This window comes from Actinomadura sp. 3N407 (assembly GCF_052245875.1).
Classification (GTDB): Bacteria; Actinomycetota; Actinomycetes; order Streptosporangiales; family Streptosporangiaceae; genus Spirillospora.
The window spans coordinates 187,466-207,823 of record NZ_JBQQBP010000014.1 but is presented as its reverse complement, the minus strand read 5'-3'; the positions used below and the strand labels follow the sequence as shown (position 1 = coordinate 207,823).

At 71.0% G+C, this 20,358-nt stretch carries 18 protein-coding genes and 1 pseudogene; 9 read left to right on the top strand and 10 right to left on the bottom strand.

Features of this window, described 5'->3' with window-relative positions; genetic code table 11:
* Positions 1 to 111: 111 nt before the first annotated feature.
* From ACTWPP_RS31270 to ACTWPP_RS31260, 3 genes are all read right to left on the bottom strand, one after another.
* Positions 112 to 1,500, bottom strand: a complete 1,389-nt coding sequence (locus ACTWPP_RS31270) for a glycine--tRNA ligase (protein ID WP_443107971.1) — start codon at positions 1,498 to 1,500, stop codon at positions 112 to 114.
* A gap of 172 nt (positions 1,501 to 1,672) precedes the next feature.
* Positions 1,673 to 3,007, bottom strand: a complete 1,335-nt coding sequence (locus ACTWPP_RS31265; RefSeq protein ID WP_443107970.1) for a DUF1906 domain-containing protein — start codon at positions 3,005 to 3,007, stop codon at positions 1,673 to 1,675.
* 144 nt (positions 3,008 to 3,151) lie between these two features.
* Positions 3,152 to 3,436, bottom strand: a complete 285-nt coding sequence (locus tag ACTWPP_RS31260; protein WP_443107969.1) for an antibiotic biosynthesis monooxygenase family protein — start codon at positions 3,434 to 3,436, stop codon at positions 3,152 to 3,154.
* 78 nt (positions 3,437 to 3,514) lie between these two features.
* On the opposite strand from ACTWPP_RS31260, the gene ACTWPP_RS31255 reads away from it, so the two are divergent.
* From ACTWPP_RS31255 to ACTWPP_RS31225, 7 genes are all read left to right on the top strand, one after another.
* Entirely contained in the window at positions 3,515 to 3,844 is a 330-nt protein-coding gene (locus ACTWPP_RS31255; RefSeq protein WP_443107968.1) for a DUF6703 family protein, read from the top strand.
* A 32-nt stretch (positions 3,845 to 3,876) separates the two neighbouring features.
* On the top strand, positions 3,877 to 4,848 hold the full coding sequence (locus ACTWPP_RS31250; RefSeq protein WP_443107967.1) for a metal ABC transporter substrate-binding protein: 972 nt from the start codon (positions 3,877 to 3,879) through the stop codon (positions 4,846 to 4,848).
* On the top strand, positions 4,845 to 5,582 hold the full coding sequence (locus ACTWPP_RS31245) for a metal ABC transporter ATP-binding protein (RefSeq protein WP_443107965.1): 738 nt from the start codon (positions 4,845 to 4,847) through the stop codon (positions 5,580 to 5,582). Before ACTWPP_RS31250 ends, ACTWPP_RS31245 begins: the two co-directional genes overlap by 4 nt.
* A complete protein-coding gene (locus tag ACTWPP_RS31240) occupies positions 5,579 to 6,484 on the top strand; it encodes a metal ABC transporter permease (protein WP_443107964.1) in 906 nt (301 codons plus the stop codon). Before ACTWPP_RS31245 ends, ACTWPP_RS31240 begins: the two co-directional genes overlap by 4 nt.
* On the top strand, positions 6,481 to 6,867 hold the full coding sequence (locus ACTWPP_RS31235; protein WP_443107963.1) for a Fur family transcriptional regulator: 387 nt from the start codon (positions 6,481 to 6,483) through the stop codon (positions 6,865 to 6,867). Before ACTWPP_RS31240 ends, ACTWPP_RS31235 begins: the two co-directional genes overlap by 4 nt.
* Positions 6,868 to 7,046: 179 nt before the next feature.
* Positions 7,047 to 8,660 carry a M4 family metallopeptidase gene (locus ACTWPP_RS31230; protein WP_443107961.1) on the top strand — a complete coding sequence of 538 codons (1,614 nt, stop codon included), beginning with the start codon at positions 7,047 to 7,049 and terminating at the stop codon, positions 8,658 to 8,660.
* A gap of 133 nt (positions 8,661 to 8,793) precedes the next feature.
* Positions 8,794 to 9,219, top strand: a complete 426-nt coding sequence (locus ACTWPP_RS31225) for an OsmC family protein (protein ID WP_443107959.1) — start codon at positions 8,794 to 8,796, stop codon at positions 9,217 to 9,219.
* A gap of 152 nt (positions 9,220 to 9,371) precedes the next feature.
* Here the strand turns inward: ACTWPP_RS31225 and ACTWPP_RS31220 are convergent.
* Both ACTWPP_RS31220 and recO read right to left on the bottom strand, forming a co-directional pair.
* Positions 9,372 to 10,148: pseudogene (locus tag ACTWPP_RS31220) on the bottom strand (isoprenyl transferase); the annotation flags it as partial.
* Positions 10,145 to 10,942 carry a DNA repair protein RecO gene (gene recO, locus ACTWPP_RS31215; RefSeq protein WP_443107957.1) on the bottom strand — a complete coding sequence of 266 codons (798 nt, stop codon included), beginning with the start codon at positions 10,940 to 10,942 and terminating at the stop codon, positions 10,145 to 10,147. The pseudogene ACTWPP_RS31220 and the gene recO, both read right to left, overlap by 4 nt.
* Before the next feature lie 185 nt (positions 10,943 to 11,127).
* Here recO and ACTWPP_RS31210 point away from each other — a divergent pair, with 185 nt between their 5' ends.
* Both ACTWPP_RS31210 and ACTWPP_RS31205 read left to right on the top strand, forming a co-directional pair.
* Complete coding sequence (locus ACTWPP_RS31210; RefSeq protein WP_443107956.1) at positions 11,128 to 11,250, top strand: hypothetical protein; 123 nt, start codon at positions 11,128 to 11,130, stop codon at positions 11,248 to 11,250.
* Between the two features lie 4 nt (positions 11,251 to 11,254).
* Complete coding sequence (locus ACTWPP_RS31205; RefSeq protein WP_443107955.1) at positions 11,255 to 11,506, top strand: protealysin inhibitor emfourin; 252 nt, start codon at positions 11,255 to 11,257, stop codon at positions 11,504 to 11,506.
* A 141-nt stretch (positions 11,507 to 11,647) separates the two neighbouring features.
* On the opposite strand, the gene ACTWPP_RS31200 is transcribed toward ACTWPP_RS31205, so the two are convergent.
* From ACTWPP_RS31200 to ACTWPP_RS31180, 5 genes are all read right to left on the bottom strand, one after another.
* Entirely contained in the window at positions 11,648 to 15,223 is a 3,576-nt protein-coding gene (locus ACTWPP_RS31200) for a discoidin domain-containing protein (RefSeq protein ID WP_443107954.1), read from the bottom strand.
* A 73-nt stretch (positions 15,224 to 15,296) separates the two neighbouring features.
* Positions 15,297 to 16,841 carry a glycoside hydrolase family 13 protein gene (locus ACTWPP_RS31195; protein WP_443107952.1) on the bottom strand — a complete coding sequence of 515 codons (1,545 nt, stop codon included), beginning with the start codon at positions 16,839 to 16,841 and terminating at the stop codon, positions 15,297 to 15,299.
* Positions 16,842 to 16,897: 56 nt separating this feature from the next.
* Positions 16,898 to 17,776: a carbohydrate ABC transporter permease gene (locus tag ACTWPP_RS31190; RefSeq protein ID WP_443107951.1), complete on the bottom strand. Its 879-nt coding sequence runs from the start codon at positions 17,774 to 17,776 to the stop codon at positions 16,898 to 16,900.
* Between the two features lie 5 nt (positions 17,777 to 17,781).
* A complete protein-coding gene (locus tag ACTWPP_RS31185; protein ID WP_443107950.1) occupies positions 17,782 to 18,711 on the bottom strand; it encodes a carbohydrate ABC transporter permease in 930 nt (309 codons plus the stop codon).
* Positions 18,712 to 18,811: 100 nt separating this feature from the next.
* Positions 18,812 to 20,176, bottom strand: coding sequence for an ABC transporter substrate-binding protein (locus ACTWPP_RS31180; protein ID WP_443107949.1), 1,365 nt, complete (start codon positions 20,174 to 20,176; stop codon positions 18,812 to 18,814).
* Between the last annotated feature and the right edge of the window lie 182 nt (positions 20,177 to 20,358).

The window sequence follows — 20,358 nt, the reverse complement described above, 5'->3', positions numbered from 1 at the left end:
TCCCATCACAGGACACGCTCCCAGGCGTGCTCCCACAAAGCGGGCCGCCCCCCATGGCCGGGGGGCGGCCCGTCGGCGGTGTCCGCCGCGCGACCGGACCCGCGCGGGTCGTCAGCAGCCGACGAGCTGCGCGGCGAGGAACGCCTCGACCTGGCTCAGCCCGATGCGCTCCTGGCTCATCGAGTCGCGCTCGCGGATGGTCACCGCGTCGTCGTCCAGGGTGTCGAAGTCGACGGTGACGCAGAACGGCGTGCCGATCTCGTCCTGGCGGCGGTAGCGGCGGCCGATGGCCCCCGCGTCGTCGAAGTCGACGTTCCAGTTGCGGCGCAGCTGCGCGGCGAGGTCACGGGCCTTCGGCGACAGGTCGGCGTTGCGCGACAGCGGCAGCACCGCGACCTTGACCGGGGCGAGCCGGCGGTCGAGCCGCATGACCGTCCGCTTCTCCGGCTTGCCCTTGGCGTTGGGCGCCTCGTCCTCGGCGTAGGCGTCCATCATGAACGTCAGCGTGCAGCGGTCGACGCCCGCCGCCGGCTCGATCACGTACGGGACGTAGCGCTCACCGGACTCCTGGTCGAAGAACGACAGGTCGGCGCCGGACGCCTTGGAGTGCGTCGACAGGTCGTAGTCGGTGCGGTTGGCGACGCCCTCCAGCTCGCCCCACTCGCCGCCGACGAAGTCGAACCGGTACTCCACGTCCACGGTCCGCTTGGAGTAGTGCGACAGCTTCTCGGCCGGGTGCTCGTACAGCCGCAGGTTGTCCTTGCGGATGCCGAGGTCGACGTACCACTGCAGGCGCTCGTCGATCCAGTACTGGTGCCACTCCTCGTCGCTGCCGGGCTTGACGAAGAACTCCATCTCCATCTGCTCGAACTCGCGGGTCCGGAAGATGAAGTTGCCGGGCGTGATCTCGTTGCGGAACGACTTGCCGATCTGCCCGATGCCGAACGGCACCTTGCGGCGCGCGGACTGCTGGACGTTCAGGTAGTTGATGAAGATGCCCTGCGCCGTCTCGGGACGCAGGTAGGCCAGGCCCGACTCGTCCTCGACGGGGCCGAGGTAGGTCTTGAGGAGGCCGTTGAACATCTTCGGCTCGGTGAACGACCCCTTGACGCCGCAGTTCGGGCAGCCGATGTCGGCCAGGCCGTTCGCCGGCGGGCGGCCGTGCTTGCCCTCGTAGGCCTCCTCCAGGTGATCGGCCCGGAAGCGCTTGTGGCAGGACTGGCACTCGGTGAGCGGGTCGACGAACGCCTGGACGTGGCCGCTGGCCTCCCAGACCTCGCGCGCCAGGATGACGGACGAGTCGATGCCGACGATGTCGTCGCGGCCCTGCACCACGGACTTCCACCACTGGCGCTTGACGTTGTTCTTCAGCTCGACGCCGAGCGGCCCGTAGTCCCAGGACGCGCGGAGCCCGCCGTAGATCTCGCTCGACGGGTAGACCAGGCCCCGCCGCTTGGCGAGGTTGACGATCGTGTCCAGCACATCGGAACGGCGTGCCATGAAAGATTCTCCATCCGGCTGGCGGTCGGCGGGACAGTGAGTGCGCCCCGGTCCCGCGACGGCGGCGGGCGGCGGCGAGTGTGATCCCCGGTGATGGTGCCCTGCGGCGCGGTCTTCGCCTGCGCCTGCGAGCGTTCCCAGCTTAGGGCACGTGGCGGCTGGTGGGTGAATGCTAGTAGACACGGCCGTCGACGATGTTGCTGTCGATGTTGAGGGTGACGCCGCCGTGCCGCTCCCTGTGGTCGCCCCGGTACTGCTTGATGCGGCGGTGCGGGCGCCACCAGTGGTCCGGGATGAAGCGGTCGCCGTACACCTTGGCCTTGCCGTCCCAGTGGGCGAACCAGATGGCGACGGGCTTGCTGATGCCGGTGGCGCGGCCCACGTCGCGGATGCCGGACTTGACGCTGCTGTAGAGGCAGGGCGTGTACCCCACGTCCTTCAGCTTGCGGACCCAGTTGTCCACGAACCGCAGGACGGCGGCCCTGCAGGCGCGTTTCCCGATGTCGTACGCCTCCATGTCGAAGTAGATCGGCGCGCCCTCCGGGATGCCGAGGGCCTTGGCCTTGCGGGCGGCGTCGACCGCGGCCTTCCGGCCCTGTCTCGCGGCGTTCTTGGCGGTGAAGCGTTGCGGGCGGCTGCCGCAGGGCGCCTGCAGGCCGACGTAGGTGGGCGTGATGCGGTAGCCCATCTCGCGGACCTCGCGCACCCACGCCTTGGTGAGATTGGGCTGCGCGCAGCCGCGGGCCGCGCCGCCGATGTAGATGTTGGTGACCTCGAACGAGGGCCGCCACGCCCTCATGGTCGCCAGGGACGGGGCCGTGCAGGTGTCGAATCCCTTGCCCCGCACCCACTTCTTGTCCTTCGCTCCGGGTTCGCTCGCCTCGGGCGCGCCGGGGGTCTCGCGCCTGACGTCCGTCCTGGACGGCTCGGGCACGCGCGGCCCGGCGGACCAGTTCCCGGTCAGCCGGGCGGCGCGCAGCATCCGCTGGAGCCGCGCCGGGTCCGTCCCGTACACGCCGGTGATCGTGACCCCGGCCTCGGGGAGCGCGAGGCTCATCTCGTGGTCGACGGTCGGCGGGATCCTGAGGGTGGCGAGCTCGTCGCCGCGCACGGCGGTCCGCGACGTCCGGTCGCCGCCGGCGGGCCGGACGTGGACGGCCTCGGTGCGGCCGACGATGCGGGCCGGGCAGTCGGGCTGCGGTCCCGGGCGGCCGAGGTAGACGGCGCGCCGGTCGTAGCGGACGCAGCGGGCCGGGTCCCGCTCCAGGTGGTGGACCTCCCAGCCGGCCGGGACGGGGATGCGCAGCCCCCGGTATTCGACGACGCGGGGACCGCGCGGACCTTCCGCGTCCCCGGCCGGTGCGGCGTTCCCGGCCGGTGCGGCGTCACGGGTCAGCGCGGAGGTCTCGCCGGGCGCGGGCCGGCCGGCGGCCGTCCCGAGGACGGCGAGGACGGGCGCGGCGGCCACCCCGCACAGGACGGTGCCGAACAGGACGACATGGCGCATGTTCTCCCCCGGAAGGACACAGGATCCCCCGGGCGGTCGTCTCCCCGGAGGGCCACGGCATGATCGTGATGCGGCAAAGATGACCTTGGCCGGGGGGCGTGAAACCGGGCCGGACGCTTCTTGCCGCATCCTTGACCCGCGGGATCAGGCGGAGCTGACGACCTCGTAGGCGCCGGGTTCGTCCACGGCCATGGCGGCCAGCGGCATGAACAGCAGCCGCACCTCGTACACGCCGAGCGCGCGGCGGTAGTGCCCGGCGCCGTCCCATTCGGTGACCAGGGCCCACAGGCCGGGATCGTCGACGGTCCTGGCGAGCCGGCCGGAGCGGAAGCCGGGGCTCGCCGACAGCGCCGTCAGCACCGCGGTCATGCCCTCGGCGAAGCCGCCGGAGTCCTCGGCCGGCACCCGGTACCGGGTTATCGCGATCATCGGTCAATCCTGTCAGTGAATCCGCCGTGACACGTGCGGCCCTCCCGCCGGCGGAGGGGGTTCGGTTAGTTTGGGCACGTGAATTCGCGAGGTGAGCGGGCGGGAACACGGGGCACCGGGGGCGGCGGGATGCGCGCGGCGGTCGAACGGTGGAGCGCGGCCCCGGTGGTCTTCCTGCATCGGATGCCGCGGTGGACGCTGCTCGTCGCGGTGTTCGTGCTGCTGGTGGTCGGCATGGTCGCGAGCGGCTGGGTGGCGGCCGGCGGGCTGCTGGCACTGGCGGCGGTTCTGGCCTGGTTCGCCTATCTGAACTGGCCCGCGCTGGACGGTTCGGGAAGAATCCTGCGGATCGTCGCGCTGGTGATCCTGGTGGGATTCGCGGTGGGGCGCGGCATTGACCGGTTTTGACAACCGTTTTCATCTTCGTCCATAATCGGGATGTGCCCCGTTTCGGTTACCCTCCACGCCCGCGCCGTCGGCCGCGCGCCCTCCCCGCGACGCTGGCCCTCGCCGGGCTCGCGGCCGCGCTGACGGCCTGCGGCGGCGCGAGCGACGCCGCCCCGCCCGGAAAGACCGAGGTCATCGCGTCCTTCTACCCGGTGGCCTGGCTGGCCGGGAAGGTCGGCGGTAACGACGTCCTCGTGCGGACGCTCACCGAACCCGGGGCCGAGCCGCACGACCTGGAGCTGACCGCCCGGCAGGTCGCGAGCATCGGGGACGGCGACTTCGCCGTCTATGTCGGGGGTGTCCAGCCGGCCGTCGACGAAGCCGTCCAGCGCCACGCGAAGGACAAGTCCCTGGACGCCGCGAGCGTGGTGAAGACCCTGCCGGCGCCGGACGGGACCCACGACGAAGAAGAGCACGACCACCAGGAGCACGACCACCGGGACGCGGGCCACGACCCGCACATCTGGCTCGATCCGAGCCGCATGGCCGCGGTCGCGACCGCCCTCGGCGACCGGCTCGCCGCCGCCGACCCCGACCACGCGTCCGGTCACCGCGAGCGCGCCGCGTCGACCGCCGCCGAGCTGACCGCGCTCGACCGCGCGTTCCGGGACGGCCTGCGGACCTGCGAGCGACGCGAGATCATCACCGCGCACGCCGCGTTCGGCTACCTGGCCGACCGCTACGGGCTGCGGCAGATCGCGGTCGCCGGGGTCGACCCGGCCGCCGAGCCCTCCCCGCGGCGGATGGCCGACCTGACGCGGCGGGTCTCCTCCACCGGCGCCACCACGGTCTTCACCGAGACGCTGGTCAGCCCGAAGGTCGCCGAGACCCTGGCCCGGGCGGCGGGCGTGCGGACGGCCGTGCTGGACCCGATCGAGGGCATCGAGGACGGCTCGGCCGACGACTACATGACGATCATGCAGCGGAACCTGCGGACGCTTCGTCCCGCGCTGGAGTGCACATGACGGACCGGCCGAACGTCCCGCCGTTCGCGGCGCCGTTCGCGATGAACGGCGCGCTCGTCCGGCGGGACGGCCGCGACGTCCTGGCCGGCATCGACCTGCGGGTCGACGCCGGCGACGTGCTCGCCGTCCTCGGACCGAACGGCGCGGGCAAGTCCACGCTGGTCAAGGCGATGCTCGGGCTCGTCCCGCTGGCGGAGGGCCGCACCGAGATCTACGGCGAACCGCCCGCGCGGTTCCGCGGCTGGAAGCGGATCGGGTACGTCCCGCAGCGGCTGCCGATGGGCGGCGGGGTGCCGGCGACCGTCCGGGAGGTCGTGGCGTCCGGGCGGGTGGCCCGGACGTCCCGGTGGCGGCCCGCCCTGTTCAACGACCGGGCCGCCGACCGCGCCGCCGTGGACCGCGCTCTGAAGACCGTGGACCTCACCGGCCACGCCCGCGACTCTGCGCACCTGCTGTCGGGCGGGGAACAGCAGCGGGTGCTGATCGCCCGCGCGCTCGCCGGCGAGCCGGACGTGTTCGTGATGGACGAGCCCACCGCGGGCGTCGACGCGCGCAGCCAGGCCGCGCTCGCGTCGGCCCTGCACGAACTGGCCGGCGCCGGGCGCACCGTGGTCCTGGTGACGCACGAGCCGGGCCCGCTGGAATCCCTCATCACCCGCACGATCGAGCTGGGGCAGGGCCGTATCGTCCGCGAGACCACGGTGGAGAGCGCCGCGATGGGAGGGGCCGCGTGAGCGAGATGCTGCAGTACCCCTTCATGCGCATCGCCCTGGTCATGGCGGTGCTCATCGGGCTGGCGGCCCCGGCCGTGGGAACGTTCCTCGTCCAGCGCAAGCTGTCGCTGCTCGGCGACGGCATCGGGCACATCGCGCTGACCGGCATCGGGCTGGGCCTGCTCACGAGCACCTCCCCCGTCCTCGGCGCGCTGGTGGTGTCGGTGCTCGGCGCGGTGGCGATCGAGGTGCTGCGCGCCCGCAGCCGCAGCGGCGCCGACGTCGCGCTCGCCCTGCTGTTCTACGGCGGGCTCGCCGGCGGCGTGCTCCTCACCGGTGCGAACGGCGGCGGCGGGACGAGCCTGCACGCGTACCTGTTCGGCTCGATCACCAGCGTGACGGCCGCCGACCTGTACATGATCGCGGGGCTGGCCGCCGCGGTGCTCGGCATCGTCGCGCTGTTCGGACGCGAGCTGTTCCTGCTGTGCCAGGACGAAGAAGTGGCACGGGCGGCCGGGCTGCCCGTCCGGTTCCTCAGCGTGCTGATCGCCGCGACCGCCGCGGTCACCGTCGTGATCTCGATGCGCGCGATCGGGCTGCTGCTGGTGAGCGCGCTGATGATCGTCCCGGTGGCGGCGGCGCAGCAGCTCACCCGCGGATTCCGGGGGACGATGCTGGTGGCGATGGCGGCCGGTGTACTGTCGGCCGTATCGGGCCTGGTGGGCTCCTTCCAGTACGATCTGCCCCCGGGCCCCTCGATCGTGCTGCTGGCGCTGGCGCTGTTCATGGCCGCGGTCGCCGGGGGCTCGGTGATGCGTCGCAGGCGTGCGCGGGCCGCCAGGGCCGGGGACACCGTCCCCGGCACGTCCGGGTCGGGCGCCGAGACGCGGGTGGACGCCGAGGCGGAGGTGCTACGGGGATGACGACGGCCCGCCGGAACGCGGTACGGCAGGTGCTGGCCGGCTGCGAGGGGTTCCGCAGCGCTCAGGACATCTACGCCGACCTGCGCGCTGACGGCTCCAAGATCGGCCTCACCACGGTGTACCGGGCGCTGCAGGCGCTCAGCGACGCCGGCGAGGTCGACGTGCTGCGCACCGACGAGGGCGAGGCCGTGTACCGCGCCTGCCGCACCGAGGAGCACCACCATCACCTCGTCTGCCGCGACTGCGGCCGGACGGTGGAGGTCGAGGGCCCGGCCGTCGAGCGGTGGGCGGACGCCATCGCCGCCGAGCACGGTTTCGCCGACATAACGCACACCGTCGAGGTGTTCGGCACCTGTGCCGAGTGCGCCGCGAAGAAGCGCTGACACCCCCTTACGCGGCACCGGACGCGAAACAAGGCGCGTAGTTCACACGCTCTGTAGGCAATCCTTGGCAAATTGTCATATCTACTTCCGAGTAGCCCTATGTCATAAATGTCCCCGTCGCCATGGCAGGCCCGACGGCGGGCCACGGGGGTGCGTGGCGCCCGCACGAGAGGGCGTTCATGACAAGACGGGCCTTCACCAGCCGACGGATCGTGCTCCTCGCCTCGGCGACCCTGCTCGCGACCGCCGGCACCGCCGTGCCCGCGTCCGCGCGGCAGGCGCCGTCCCCACCCGACCCGCGCAAGGCCGCGGAGCGTGCGCTCGACGCGCTCACCGCCCGCGGCGCCGAGCAGAGCGGCGGGGACGGGCAGGCGTTCAAGGTCGTCCGGGTCACGATGGACCGCGACGGCACGTCCCACACCCGGATGATCCGCACCTACAACGGCCTCCCGGTCCTCGGCGGCGACCTCGTCGTCCACCAGAGCGCGTCCGGCGCGTGGCGCGGCAGCAGCGGCACCCTCGCCGAGGCGCCGGCCGACTCCCGCCCGGAGGTCCCCGCCAAGACCGCCGAGAAGCGGGCCGTCACCAAGAAGCGCAAGGCCGAAGGCTCCCCCGAACTCGTCGTCGAGGCCCGCACCGCCGACCACCGGCCCCGCCTCGCCTGGCGCGTCCAGACGGTCGGCAGGCAGGCCGACGGGACGCCCAGCCGCATCCTCACGTCCGTCGACGCCGCCACCGGCAAGGTCCTGCTGCGCGAGGAGACGATCCACACCGCGGCGGGCGACGGCAAGTCCCTCTACACCGGGACCGTCCCGCTGGAGACGACGGCGGCCGGCGGCGGCTTCCAGCTGAAGGACCCGACCCGCGGCAACACCTACACCGGGGACGCCGAGAACGAGACCGACCTCTGCTTCCTCATCTGGTGCTTCTACCGGGCCCCGGCGACGCTGTTCACCGACGCCGACAACCACTGGGGCACCGGCACCACCGCCGACCGCGCCACCGTCGCCGTCGACGCCCAGTTCGGCACCGCCATGACGTGGGACTTCTACGAGAACGTCTTCGGCCGCAGCGGCATCGCCGACGACGGCAAGGGATCGTTCAACCGCGTCCACTACGGCGACGGCTACGCCAACGCGTTCTGGGACCCCTCGTGCTTCTGCATGACGTACGGAGACGGTGACGGCGTCAACCTCGGCCCGCTCACGTCCCTCGACGTGGCCGCGCACGAGATGAGCCACGGCGTGACCACCTCCACGGCGAACCTCACCTACAGCGGCGAGTCCGGCGGGCTCAACGAGGCGACGTCCGACATCATGGCCGCCGCCGTCGAGTTCTACGCGAACAACTCCGCCGACGTGGGCGACTACCTGGTCGGCGAGAAGATCGTCCTGCCCGGCTTCGGCAGCCCCGCCCTGCGCTTCATGGACCGGCCCAGCAGGGACGGCAACTCCGCCGACGCCTGGTCGTCCGACACCAAGAACCTCGACGTGCACTACTCGTCGGGCGTCGGCAACCACTTCTTCTACCTGCTGGCCGAGGGCAGCGGCGCGAAGACGATCAACGGTGTCGCCTACGACAGCCCCACGTCCAACGGCTCCACCGTCACCGGCATCGGCCGGGACGCCGCCGTCCAGATCTGGTATCGGGCGCTGACCACGTACATGACGTCCTCGACCAACTACCAGGGCGCGCGCACCGCGACCCTGAACGCGGCCGCGGACCTGTACGGCGCGGGCAGCACCGAGCACAACACGGTGGCCGCCGCCTGGTCCGCCGTGAACGTCAACTGACCGTCCCCTCAGAGGGACCAGAGCCCCTGTTCCGGGGAAGGGAGGCCCCGCGTCCGCGGCCCGATCTGACACGCGGACGCGGGGCTTCCCGGGTTCATGATCTGGCCGTGCCCGGCCATGGGAGGATCAGGGCATGGCTACGACACGTACCGCAAACGCGCACTGGGAAGGGCCGCTCACCAGCGGCAAGGGGACCGTCTCGCTGGACTCCTCGAAGCTCGGCACCTACGACGTGACCTGGGCATCGCGGTCCGAGGAGCCGGGCGGGAGGACGAGCCCGGAGGAGCTCATCGCCGCCGCGCACTCCACCTGCTACTCGATGGCGCTCTCGCACGCCCTCGCCGGCGCGGGGACGCCGCCGCAGAAGGTGGACACCAAGGCCGAGGTCACGTTCCAGCCCGGTGAGGGCATCACCGGCATCCACCTGACCGTCCGGGCCCACGTGCCGGGCCTGTCCCCGGCCGACTTCGAGAAGGCCGCGCAGGACGCCAAGACCGGCTGCCCCGTCAGCAAGGCCCTCACCGGCACCAAGATCACCCTCGACGCCGCTCTCGTCTAACCGAAGCGACGCCGTCTGAGCACCTCACCGCAACCGTCTGCCCCGCCACGCGCCGAACTCCACCCGTCGCGATCGCGTCCGAAGGCAGGTTTCGAGCGGAGCAAGAAACCTGATCGCGCAGCGAGCCGCAAGGCGAGTCGGAGCGATGCAGCAACCGCATTAGGCACCGCGCCGCCGTAGCGGCGGTCTCGGGAGGCGTAGATTTCGCAGGCGTGCCACAGGTGGCGGCGGTCGAAGTCCGGCCAGAGGGTGTCGAGGAAGACCATCTCCGCGTACGCGGACTGCCAGAGCAGGAAGTTGGACGTGCGCTGCTCCCCCGACGAGCGCAGGAACAGGTCCACGTCCGGGATGCCGGGCTCGTCCAGGTAGCGGGCGAAGACCTTCTCGGTGATCTTGTCGGGGTTGAGCCTGCCGTCGCGGACGTCGCGGGCGATCGCCGCCGCCGCGTCCGCGATCTCGGCGCGGCCGCCGTAGTTCACGCAGAACTGCAGGGTGAGGACGTCGTTGTGGCGCGTCATCTCCTCGGCCGTCTCCAGCTCCTTGATAACGCTGCGCCACAGCCGCGGCCGCCGGCCCGCCCACCGGACCCGGACGCCCATCGAGTGGAGCTGGTCGCGGCGGCGGCGGATCACGTCCCGGTTGAAGCCCATGAGGAAGCGCACCTCGTCCGGCGAGCGCTTCCAGTTCTCGGTGGAGAACGCGTACGCCGACAGGTTGGGGACGCCGAGCTCGATCGCCCCCATGATGACGTCGAAGAGCGAGTCCTCGCCGCGCTTGTGTCCCTCGGTGCGCGGCAGCCCGCGCTCCTTGGCCCAGCGGCCGTTGCCGTCCATGACGATGGCGACGTGCCGCGGCACCAGGTCCGCGGGGATCGGGGGCGGCGCGGCGCCGTCCCGATGCGGATCCGGCGGCGAAACGGCCCTGCTCACACTCTCTCCCTGGTGGTGTCGTCCCCGGTGGTCCGGGTGTCCGCGGCGCCTTCGGTGGACCCCGCGTCGCGCTCGACATGGCGCAGGGACCGGATCCCGTGCTCCAGATGCCATTGGAGGTAGGCGGCCACCAGGCCGCTGGTCTCCATCCGGTGGCGCTGCTCGCTGCCGTCGGCGTACGCCCAGTCGCCGCGCAGCAGCGCCAGCATCAGCGCGAACGTCGGCGGGGCGGGGGTCGCGGCACCCGGCCGGCGGCAGTTCGCGCAGACCGCGCCGCCCGCCGCGATGGCGAACCCGCGCAGCCCGCCGCGGGTGCCGCAGCGGCAGCACTCGTCGAGCGCGGGGGCCCATCCCGCGACCGACAGCGAGCGCAGCAGGTAGGCGTCCAGGACGAGCCGCGGGTCGTGGGTGCGTTCGGCGAGCGTGCGCAGCCCGCCGACCAGGAGCAGGAACTGCCGCAGCGCGGGCTCGCCCTCCTCGGCCGTGAGCTTCTCCGCGGTCTCCAGCATCGCCGTCCCCGCCGTGTAGCGGGGATAGTCGGTGACCAGCGCCTCCCCGTACGGACGCAGCGTCTCGGCCTGGGTGATCAGGTCGAGGGAGCGCCGCTCGTAGAGCTGGAGGTCCACGTGCGTGAACGGCTCCAGCCGCGCCCCGAAGCGGGACTTGGTCTTGCGGACCCCCTTGGCGGCGGCGCGGATCCGGCCGGTGCGCCGGGTCAGCACCGTCACGATGCGGTCGGCCTCGCCCAGCTTCTGGGTGCGCAGGACGACGCCTTCGTCGCGGTAGAGGGTCACCCGTTCATTCTGACGCACGCCGCCCGGTGCCTCGGCGCCACGGCCGGGCATCTCCACAGGATCTTCGCAACTCCCCCGGGCGGTAGCGCTACGCGGGATAACAATTACATACCGTGACCGGATTCGGCCGTAGTGTCCTGCCGAAAGTTGTGGCTCGAACCACCCGAAGCTGGCAGCGTTGTGGCATGAGATTCCACATCGTGCCGCCGCACATGCTGGAGCGCATCCCCCGTGACGAGGAACCGCCCGGCCGGACCGCGGACCGGGCCCGGACGGGAGCAGATGTCCCCGTGGAGGCGAACGGATAACGAAGTGAGAGTGAAAGTCGTCCGCAGCGGAGGATTCGCGGGGATCGAACGGCGCGCCGAGTCCGACAGCGCCAGCGACCCCATGCTGACGAGACTCGTCGGCCGCGTCGATCTGAAAACGGTCCCGCCACCGGGCCGAATCCCCGACCAGTTCCTGTACGAAATCGACATCGACGGCGACCGGACCACCGTCGGGGAGGCGCAGCTCCACGGCCCCCTCCGCGAGCTGGTCCACCACGTCCTGGGCCGCGCCTAGTTCACCGGGGCACCCCATCCCACCGGCCGTGCGGCGCGGGTCCCCTGGTTCCGCGTGCCCGTCCTGTACCGATGGCCGAGATGCGGGCCGGACGCGCGGGGGCCGCGGGCGCCTCCCAACACCCGCGGCCCCCGGCCCCTGTCAGGGGTTCCGGTTGATCGTGAACGTGGTCGTGGTGTTCTTGACGTCCTGGAAGTTGTCGTGCAGGTCCAGGCCGTTGAAGGTCGCCGAGCCGACCGCCGGTCCCTGGCCGGGCTCGGGGAGTTCGTTGACCCAGATCCCGAAGCCGGACTTGGCGTCGAACTCGTCACCGCTCTTACGCGCACCGGAGATGCTGACGTCCGTCAGCACGGTGTCGGTGATCGGGTCGAGCGCCCGACCTCCCGTGTACTTGGTCTGGAACATGATCCCGGAGTAGGTCGGGTCGACGATGTCGACATCGCTGATCCGGATGCCGCGGAACGGGAACTCGCCCGAGAACAGCCACAGCGCGGGGAAGGTCTGCCGGCCCCAGAAGTGGCCGCCCGCCCGCACCAGCGAGATGTTCTCGAACCTGGTCTGCGGCGCCGCCTCGAAGCCCAGGGCCGGGATGGACCCGAACTGCAGTGTCGCGATCGTGATCCCCGAATAGACGAGGGTGTCGGCGATATGGATGTTGCGGAAGGTGTTGCCGCCTCCGCCGTAGACGGCCAGGCCGGCGGCCCGCCAGGTCAGCAGCGAGGTCAGGTCCTCGTAGACGTTGCCGGTCTGCTGTTCGTGGTGGTTGTCGATCGCCGGGAACAACGCGAAGCCGTCGTCGCCGGTCGTCCGTGTCTCGACGTTGGCGACGTGGTTGTCGCTGCTCCCGTTGGTGAAGTTGAGGCCGTCGGCCCACATGTTGCGGATCCGCGAGTTCCTGATCGTGGAATCGTCGACGTTGGTGCCCCAGAACAGGCAGACGACGTGCTCGGCCCAGATGTCGTCGATCGTCATGTCGCTGACGTCGGAGAAGTCGAACACCTTGCCGGGGCCGTCGATGCGGGAGGTGTAGTTGCCGAAGAAGCCGAAGCCGGAGAACGTGGAGCCGTTCGCGGTGGCGTCCGCGCGGAACCCGGCGTCGGTGTTCTGCCGGTCCCGCGGGGTGTGGAAGCGGGTGAACCACGGTCCCGCTCCGATGATCTTGACCGCCTTTCCGTAGACCTGGAACTTGCTCGTCGTCTCGTAGTCGCCCGGCGGCAGGTAGACGCCGGTCAGGCCGGGGTCCTGGCGTGCCTTGTCCAGGGCGTTCTGGACGTCCTGGTGCGTGACCCCGGCGGGCACCGCGTATGCGGCGGGGTCGGGGTTCGGCGCGGCGGTCGCCAGTTCGGTGTTGATGAAGTCGACTGCGTAGGTGGTGGTGTTCGCGGCGTCCTTCTGCAGTTTGATCCTGCTGCCGGCCGGCACCGTGGTGCCGAGCATGAGGTTGGCCTCGTCGTAGATGTGGCGGGGCGGCCCGGCGCCCGGGGAGTTGCTCGGGCTCGCCTCGGCTCCGTACACCCACGTGTACCGGGACGTCAGGTCGATGGCCTTGAGGAACGTCCCGTCGACGTAGACGTTGAGGGTCGAGTCGATGCCGCCGCCGCCCGCCGCGTCCGGGATGGAGTACCGGGTCACGAGGGTGTTGGTGGGCGCCTTCGTGGTGAACTCGACGCTGCTGCCGGTGGAGTCGAGCGTGACCGCGCGGCGGCCGGACGCCTCGCCCGCCAGGTCGCCGACCTCGCGGTTGGGGCCGACGATCGCCGCGCCGCCGCCGAGCGCGCCGTCCTCCGCCTCGTACATGTCGAACGGCAGGTGCGCGCCGCGTCCGACGAACAGCACGTGGCCGGACGTGTTGTTGTCGCGCTTGACCGGTACCTCGTTGGCGTCGGCGGCGATGACGGTCCGCACCGTGTAGCGGCCATCGCCCGCCGTCCAGGTGCCGAGGCCGACCGGGGCACTCGACGCGCCAGGTGCGAGCGAACCGTTGTAGGAGCCGGTCAGCGTCTTCACCGCGGCGTCGCCGTCCAGGACCTTCAGCGTGATCCCGTGGGCGCCGCCGGCGGTCGGCCGGGTGCCGGTGTTGCGCAGCGTCACCGAGAAGGTGACGGTGTCGCCCTGCCGCGGGTTGCCGGGACTCCAGGTGACGGCCTGCGCCACGAGGTCGGAGCTGGGCACCGGCCCGACGGTGAGCGGTGAACCGGCGGTGCGCGCGTTGTTGGTCTCGTTGAGTTCGATGGTGCCGTCCCCGGCGTCCGCCTCGGCGCCGACCGTGTAGGAACCCGCGTCGTGGGTGCCGATCGAGGCCGAGACGGTCGCGGACGCACCCGCCGCCAGTTCGCCGACCTCGGCGGACGCCGCCCGCCGGTCGCCGATCAGGAAGTCGAGGCCGCTCGGGTCCGCCCCGCCCGTCCCGATGTTCCGGACGGTCGCCCGCAGGGTGATCTCGTCGGTCTCGATCGGCGCGGACGGTGTCCACGTGACGTCGGTGACGGTCAGGTCGGGGGTCGGCTCGGGTGTGCCGAAGACCTGGAACTCGGCGGCCTGACCACCGGGTGCACCGGAGTTGGACGTGACCTTCAGCCGCACCTCGGCCGCGGTCGCGACGACCGGGATCGTCACGGTGTTCCCGGTGGCCGGGTCGAAGGTGTACGTGGCGGAAGGCTTGATGGTGGTGAAGGAGCCGTCGGGGCCGCCGCGGCCGAGGACCTCGATGGTCTGGGTTCGCGTCGCCCACGCCGCGTCCGGGTTGAGCTTCACCACGACGAAGGTCAGGTCGGCCTTGGGGCCGAGGTCGACGGTGAGCGCGGCCGGGTAGGCGCCCGATCCGGACTCCCAGTACGTCGCGACGTCGTTGTCGTTGGCGTTGGTCTCCACGAACGTGTGGACGTGCGACGAGGCGGTGATCGGCTTTCCGGCGGCGAGGTTGGTACCGCCGCCCTCGCCCTGCCGCGTGACGACGTCGCTGCTGGACGAGACGTTGCCCGCCGCGTCCCGGGCCCGCACGTAGTACGACACGGTCGCGGTGTCCGGCTGATCGTCGGTGTAGGTGAGGACGCCGCCCGCCACGCTCGCGCGCTTGTCGCCGTTGGCGTAGACGTCGTATCCGGTGACGCCGGCCGCGTCGGACGAGGCGTTCCAGGTCAGCCGGATCTTCCCGGCGGACGGCTCGGTGAACGCGAGCCCGGACGGTGCGGTCGGCGGGGTCCGGTCACCGGTGGACGGCCCGTAGACCTCCAGTTCCGAGAGCTGGCCGGCGGGCCAGCCGGTGTTGGCGGTGATGTGGACGCGCAGGTGGCGGGTGAGCTTCGCGTCGTAGGTCAGCGTGACGGTGTTGCCGGACGCCGGGTCGAAGACGCGTCCCCCGGGGCCGGCGAGGTCGGTGTAGGTCGTCCCGTCCGTACTGCCCTGCACGGACAGCGACTGGGTGCGGGTGCCCCAGTCCGCGGTCGGGAGCTTCAGGACGACCTTGTTCGTGTCGACGGAGGCGCCGAGGTCGACCTGGATCCACTGCGGGAAGGTGTTGTTGGCGCTTTCCCAGTAGGTCGCCTGGTCGCCGTCGTTGACGTTGGACGCGACGTACTGTCCGTTGGAGCTGCTGGCGGACACGGCCTTGCCCGCGGCCAGATTCGTTTCGGCGGCCGCGGGCGGCGCCGCCAGGACTACCAGCCCGGCGGCGGCCATCGCCGCGGCCACCAGGATGCGGAGGGACTTCTGTCTCATCTCTGGTTCTTCTCCCTGTCGGTGATGCGGGGGTGGGGACACCTGCCTGGGAGGAGCGGCAGAAGTACGGGAGCTAACTCAGCCAGGCGGCCGTGTCGGGCGGGAGCAGGCCGTCCGGCATGGGGCCGCTCGCCAGCAGCGCCTCGCCGGTGACCGGCACCGGCTCGGCGCCGAGGTTCACGACGCAGGTCAGGCCGGAGTCGCGGGTGAACGCCAGGACGCCGTCCGGGGACGGAAGCCAGGTGAGGGAGCCGTCGCCCAGATGCTCGCGTCGGAGGGCCAGGGCGTTCCGGTAGAGGTTCAGCATCGAGCCGGGGTCGGCGTCCTGCGCCTCGACGGTGAGGTCCTTCCAGCCGGGCGGCTGCGGCAGCCACGGGTCGCCGCCGAAGCCGAACGGCGGCCGGTCGCCCGACCAGGGCAGCGGGACCCGGCAGCCGTCGCGGCCCGGGTCGGTGTGGCCCGAACGCGTCCAGATCGGGTCTTCGCGCAGGTCGTCGGGGAGGTCCTCGACCTCGGGGAGCCCGAGTTCCTCGCCCTGGTAGACGTAGACGGCGCCGGGCAGCGCCATCGCCAGGAGCGCGGCCGCCCGCGCGCGGCGGACGCCGAGGATCCCGTCGGTCGGCGCGCCGTGCCGGCGGTCCTGCAGGTCGAACGAGGTGTCGGCGCGGCCGTAGCGGGTCACCGGCCGGACGACGTCGTGGTTCGACAGCACCCACGTGGGGGACGCGCCCAGCGGGATGTGGGTCGCGAGGGTCGTGTCGATCACCTTCCGCAAGGCGTCCGGTTCCAGTGCGCAGTTGAGGAAGTCGAAATTGAACGCGGTGTGCATCTCGTCCGGGCGCAGGTAGCGGGCGAACCGCTCCTGGTCGGGCAGCCACACCTCGCCGACCAGCATCCGGCCGGGGTAGGCGTCGGTGATCTTGCGCCAGCCCCGGTAGATGTCGTGGACGCCGTCCCGGTCGGTGAACGGGTCGAGGCCGTCGGGTTCGGCGTCGGGGTCCTTGACCAGCAGCGCGGCCGAGTCGATGCGGATGCCGTCGACGCCCCGCTCGTACCAGAACCGCAGGACGTCGTGGAACTCGCCGGCGACGTCGGCGCTGTTCCAGTTCCAGTCGGGCTGCTCGGGCGCGAACAGGTGCAGGTACCACTCACCGTCCGGGACGCGGGTCCATGCGGGCCCGCCGAAGATCGACTGCCAGTCGTTGGGCGGCCCGCCGTCCTTGCCGGGACGGAACCAGAAACGCTCCCGGGCGGGCGATCCCGGCCCGGCGGCGAGGGCCTCGCGGAACCAGGCGGTCTCGTCCGAGGCGTGGTTGGGCACCACGTCCAGGATGATCCGCAGCCCGGCGGCGTGGGCCTCGCCGATGAGCGCCTCGGCCTCGGCGAGCGTGCCGAAGACCGCCGCGACGTCCCGGTAGTCGGCCACGTCGTAGCCGCCGTCCGCCATCGGCGACGGGTACCACGGGTTCAGCCACAGGGCGTCGACGCCGAGCCCGGCGAGATAGGGCAGCCGGTCCCGCAGGCCGGCGAGGTCGCCGACGCCGTCGCCGTTTCCGTCGGCGAAGCTGCGCGGGTAGACCTGGTAGATCACCGCGCCCCGCCACCATTCTTCGGGCATGCGTGCAACTCCTTAGTGAAACGAAGGGCGGAACGGTCCTGGGGGGCCTGGGGACGTCAGCCCTTCAGGCCGCCCGCCGTGAGGCCGGCCATGATGTGCCGCTGGAAGACGAAGAAGACGACGATGGTGGGCACGCTCGCGATCACCAGCGAGCCGATCAGCACGTTCTGCGGTACCTGCACGGCGAGGGACGCGATCGCCACGCTGATCGTCTTGCGGTCGGTGTCGGGCAGCACCAGCAGCGGCCAGACGAAGTCCCGCCACACGTTCACCACCGTGAAGATCGACACGACGCCGAGGATCGGCCGGGACACCGGCAGCACGATCGACCACAGGATGCGGGCCGGGGACGCGCCGTCCACCTCCGCGGCGTCGAGCAGCTCGATGGGGATGGAGTCGAAGAACCGCTTGAGCAGGAAGATGTTGAACGCGTTCGCGGCGGCCGGCAGCCAGATCGCCCACGGCGTGTTCAGCAGGTTGACGTGGAGGATCGGCAGGTCCTTCACGGTCAGGTAGGCGGGCAGCAGGATCACCAGCGGCGGGATCATCAGCGTCGCCAGCATCATCGCGAGGATCGCCCGGCCGAACAGCGGGCGCAGCTTCGACAGCGCGTACGCGGCGGCGACGTCGACGCCGAGCGTGAACAGCCACGCCCCGAACGCGTAGACCGTGGTGTTCCACATGTACTTGCCGAGGTCGAGCTGCCGCCACGCCTCCCGGTAGCCCGACAGGTCGATGCCGCTCGGGAAGAGGCTCGGCGGGACCTCCGCCAGCTGGTCCGGCGACTTCATCGCGCCCGTGACCATCCAGTACAGCGGGAAGACGAACACGAACGTGAAGGTCAGGACGACGGTGCCGAAGACCGTCCAGTAGACCGCCTTTCCCCGCCCGGTGGCGAGCGTGTGCGGCGAGACGAGGGTGCGCGTCTGCGACATCCGCCCTACCTCGCTTCCTCGCGCGAGACGCGCAGGTAGACGGCGGAGAAGACGATCAGGACGAGCATGAGCATCAGCCCGAGCGCGCCGCCGCCGCCGAAGTTGGTGAAGTTGAACGCGTACTGGTACATGAGGTAGACGACGGTGACGGTGGCGTCCTCGGGCCCGCCGCCGGTCAGCAGGAACGGCTCGATGAACACCTGCATGGTCGCGATGATCTGCAGCAGCAGCATGACGAGCAGGATCAGCTTGGTCTGCGGGATCGTGATGTGCCTGATGCGGCGGAAGAGCCCTGCCCCGTCCAGCTCCGCCGCCTCGTAGAGTTCGCCGGGGATCGTCTGCAGCGCGGCCAGGTAGATCAGCGTGCCGCTGCCGAGGTTCATCCACGTCGACACCAGCACCAGCGAGATCAGCGCGGTGTCGGTGGAGTCGAGCCAGCTCAGCCCCGGCAGGTGGAACAGGCCGAGGATCTGGTTGAACAGCCCGGGTCCCGGGTCGTAGAACCACTTGAACAGCAGCACCGCGACCGCCGGCGGCAGCATCACCGGCAGGTACACCACGAAGCGCAGGTAGCCGCGGGCGTGCTTGAGCTCGTTCAGGACGATGGCGATGACGAACGGGACGGCGTACCCGATCACCAGGGCCAGCAGCGTGAAGATCGCGGTGTTGACCCAGGCCTCCACGAACACCGGGTCGGCGATCACGGTGCGGAAATTGTCCAGGCCGACCCAGCGGGTGTCCCCGACGAAGTTGGTCTGCTGGAAGCTGAGCAGCACCTCGCGGACGATCGGGTACCAGGAGAAGAACGCGAAGCAGATCAGCGCCCCGCACAGGAACCCGTACGCGGTCAGGTTGCGCCGCACGATCCGCCTCGCGCGCGTCGGCGTGCGCCGCTTCCGCTCGGCGGGGCGCGCGAGGGTCCGCGCTGTGATCATGTTGGTCGTCTCCTCGGGAGGTCCGGGACGCCGGCGGCTGCGCCGGGTGAACGGGCGGCAGCCGCCGGCGCCCCGGTGCGGGCGTCAGTTCGCCGCGGCGTCAGGAACCGGACCGCGCGAGGACGGCGTCGGCCTTTTCCTGCGCGTCCGCGAGCAGCTCGTCGATGTTCGCGTCGCGCCTGGTCAGTACGGCCGACACGACCGAGTCGAGGATGGCGTAGAGCTTCTGCGCCTGCGGGGGTTCGAGCTTGCCGGGGACGGTGGTGTAGGCGTCCTCGTAGGGCTTGAAGTTCTGGACGGGCAGGTTGGCGGACGCGGCGCGCAGCTCGCGGTCCTTCTGCCCGACGGCGTTCTGCCCGAACAGCCTGGGCTGCGGGAGCCCGACCGGCCGGCCGTCCTTCGCGGCGCGGGCGTAGTCGAGCTGCCCCTGGCCGGGAGTGAGCGCGTAGTACTCCAGCCACATCAGCCCGGCCTTGATCTTCGCGGGGGACGCCTTGGGGTTGATCATGTATCCGTCGCCGCCCAGCAGCGTTCCCGTCCCGCCGGGGATCGGCGCCATGCCGTAGTTCTCGTAGTCGCCCTTGAACTGGTCGACGAGCGCGGTCGCGTTGTCGGGGGCGCCGAGGTACATGCCGAGCTTGCCGGCGGCCATCATCCGCTGGATGTCGGCGTCGACGAGCAGCTGCTTGCTGCCCATCGAGTCGTCCGTCCAGCGCATGTCCTTGAGGGTCTGCAGGACGGCCCTGCCCTGCGGACCGTTGAACGCCGACTTCCCGCCGTCGGCGGTCACCATGTCGCCGCCCTGGCTGTAGATCAGGGTGGTGAAGTGCCAGCCGCCCTGGTTCTTGGCGCTGAGCTCGGCGTATCCGGCGATGCCGTCGCCGAGGGCGCTGATCTTCTTGGCGGCCTCCCGTACCTCGGCCCAGGTCCTGGGCGGCGCGTCGGGGTTCAGGCCGGCCCGCTCGAACAGTTCGCGGTTGTAGAACAGGCCCATCGTGTAGTTCTGCCTCGGCAGCCCGTACACCTTGCCGTCGTTCTTGAAGACCTTCGCCACGGTCGGGTCGAGGCTCTCGTACTGCCCGACCTGGCCGATGTAGGGGGTGAGGTCGGCGGCCTGGCCTTTGGCGACGATGTTCTGGACGTCGGTGAAGTAGACGTAGAAGACGTCCTCCATCTGCCCGCCCGCCAGCTTCGCCTGGAAGGTCTGCGGGTCGATGCAGGGGAAGGCGTCCTTGCCGACGATCGTGATGTTGGGGTGCAGTTTCTGGAACGCGGCGACGTCCTCGTTCCACTCCTTGCGCTGGGCCTCCTGGCTCTTGGCCGGCATGCAGCCGACCGTGATCGACACCTTGGTGCCCCCGTCCAGGGGCGCGGTGTCCTTGCCATCGGTGCCGTCACCGCCGCAGCCGGCGACGGCCGTGCCGATGACCGCGGTGAGCATGGTGGCGAGAATCCGGGATCTCATGGGGTTCCTCCTGGGCCGTCGGGTCGGCCGATTGCGAGGAACATACATAGACCAACATGGCAATGCAATACTTGAATGAGTATGCGCAAAAACCGCACAAGTGGCTCGGTCCAAGCACGTAAGCACGGTCGGGACAGCGAAAGCCGCCCTACATCAGGACGGCTTTCGGACGATCCGGAAAT

Bases quoted from the DNA above. Each gene is read 5' to 3' on its own strand.
- ACTWPP_RS31270 (WP_443107971.1), bottom strand. From the start codon at position 1,500: ATGGCACGCCGTTCCGATGTGCTGGACACGATCGTCAACCTCGCCAAG.
- ACTWPP_RS31265 (WP_443107970.1), bottom strand. From the start codon at position 3,007: ATGCGCCATGTCGTCCTGTTCGGCACCGTCCTGTGCGGGGTGGCCGCC.
- ACTWPP_RS31260 (WP_443107969.1), bottom strand. From the start codon at position 3,436: ATGATCGCGATAACCCGGTACCGGGTGCCGGCCGAGGACTCCGGCGGC.
- ACTWPP_RS31245 (WP_443107965.1), top strand. From the start codon at position 4,845: ATGACGGACCGGCCGAACGTCCCGCCGTTCGCGGCGCCGTTCGCGATG.
- ACTWPP_RS31235 (WP_443107963.1), top strand. From the start codon at position 6,481: ATGACGACGGCCCGCCGGAACGCGGTACGGCAGGTGCTGGCCGGCTGC.
- ACTWPP_RS31230 (WP_443107961.1), top strand. From the start codon at position 7,047: ATGACAAGACGGGCCTTCACCAGCCGACGGATCGTGCTCCTCGCCTCG.
- ACTWPP_RS31225 (WP_443107959.1), top strand. From the start codon at position 8,794: ATGGCTACGACACGTACCGCAAACGCGCACTGGGAAGGGCCGCTCACC.
- ACTWPP_RS31210 (WP_443107956.1), top strand. From the start codon at position 11,128: ATGAGATTCCACATCGTGCCGCCGCACATGCTGGAGCGCATCCCCCGT.
- ACTWPP_RS31200 (WP_443107954.1), bottom strand. From the start codon at position 15,223: ATGAGACAGAAGTCCCTCCGCATCCTGGTGGCCGCGGCGATGGCCGCC.
- ACTWPP_RS31195 (WP_443107952.1), bottom strand. From the start codon at position 16,841: ATGCCCGAAGAATGGTGGCGGGGCGCGGTGATCTACCAGGTCTACCCG.
- ACTWPP_RS31190 (WP_443107951.1), bottom strand. From the start codon at position 17,776: ATGTCGCAGACGCGCACCCTCGTCTCGCCGCACACGCTCGCCACCGGG.
- ACTWPP_RS31185 (WP_443107950.1), bottom strand. From the start codon at position 18,711: ATGATCACAGCGCGGACCCTCGCGCGCCCCGCCGAGCGGAAGCGGCGC.
- ACTWPP_RS31180 (WP_443107949.1), bottom strand. From the start codon at position 20,176: ATGAGATCCCGGATTCTCGCCACCATGCTCACCGCGGTCATCGGCACG.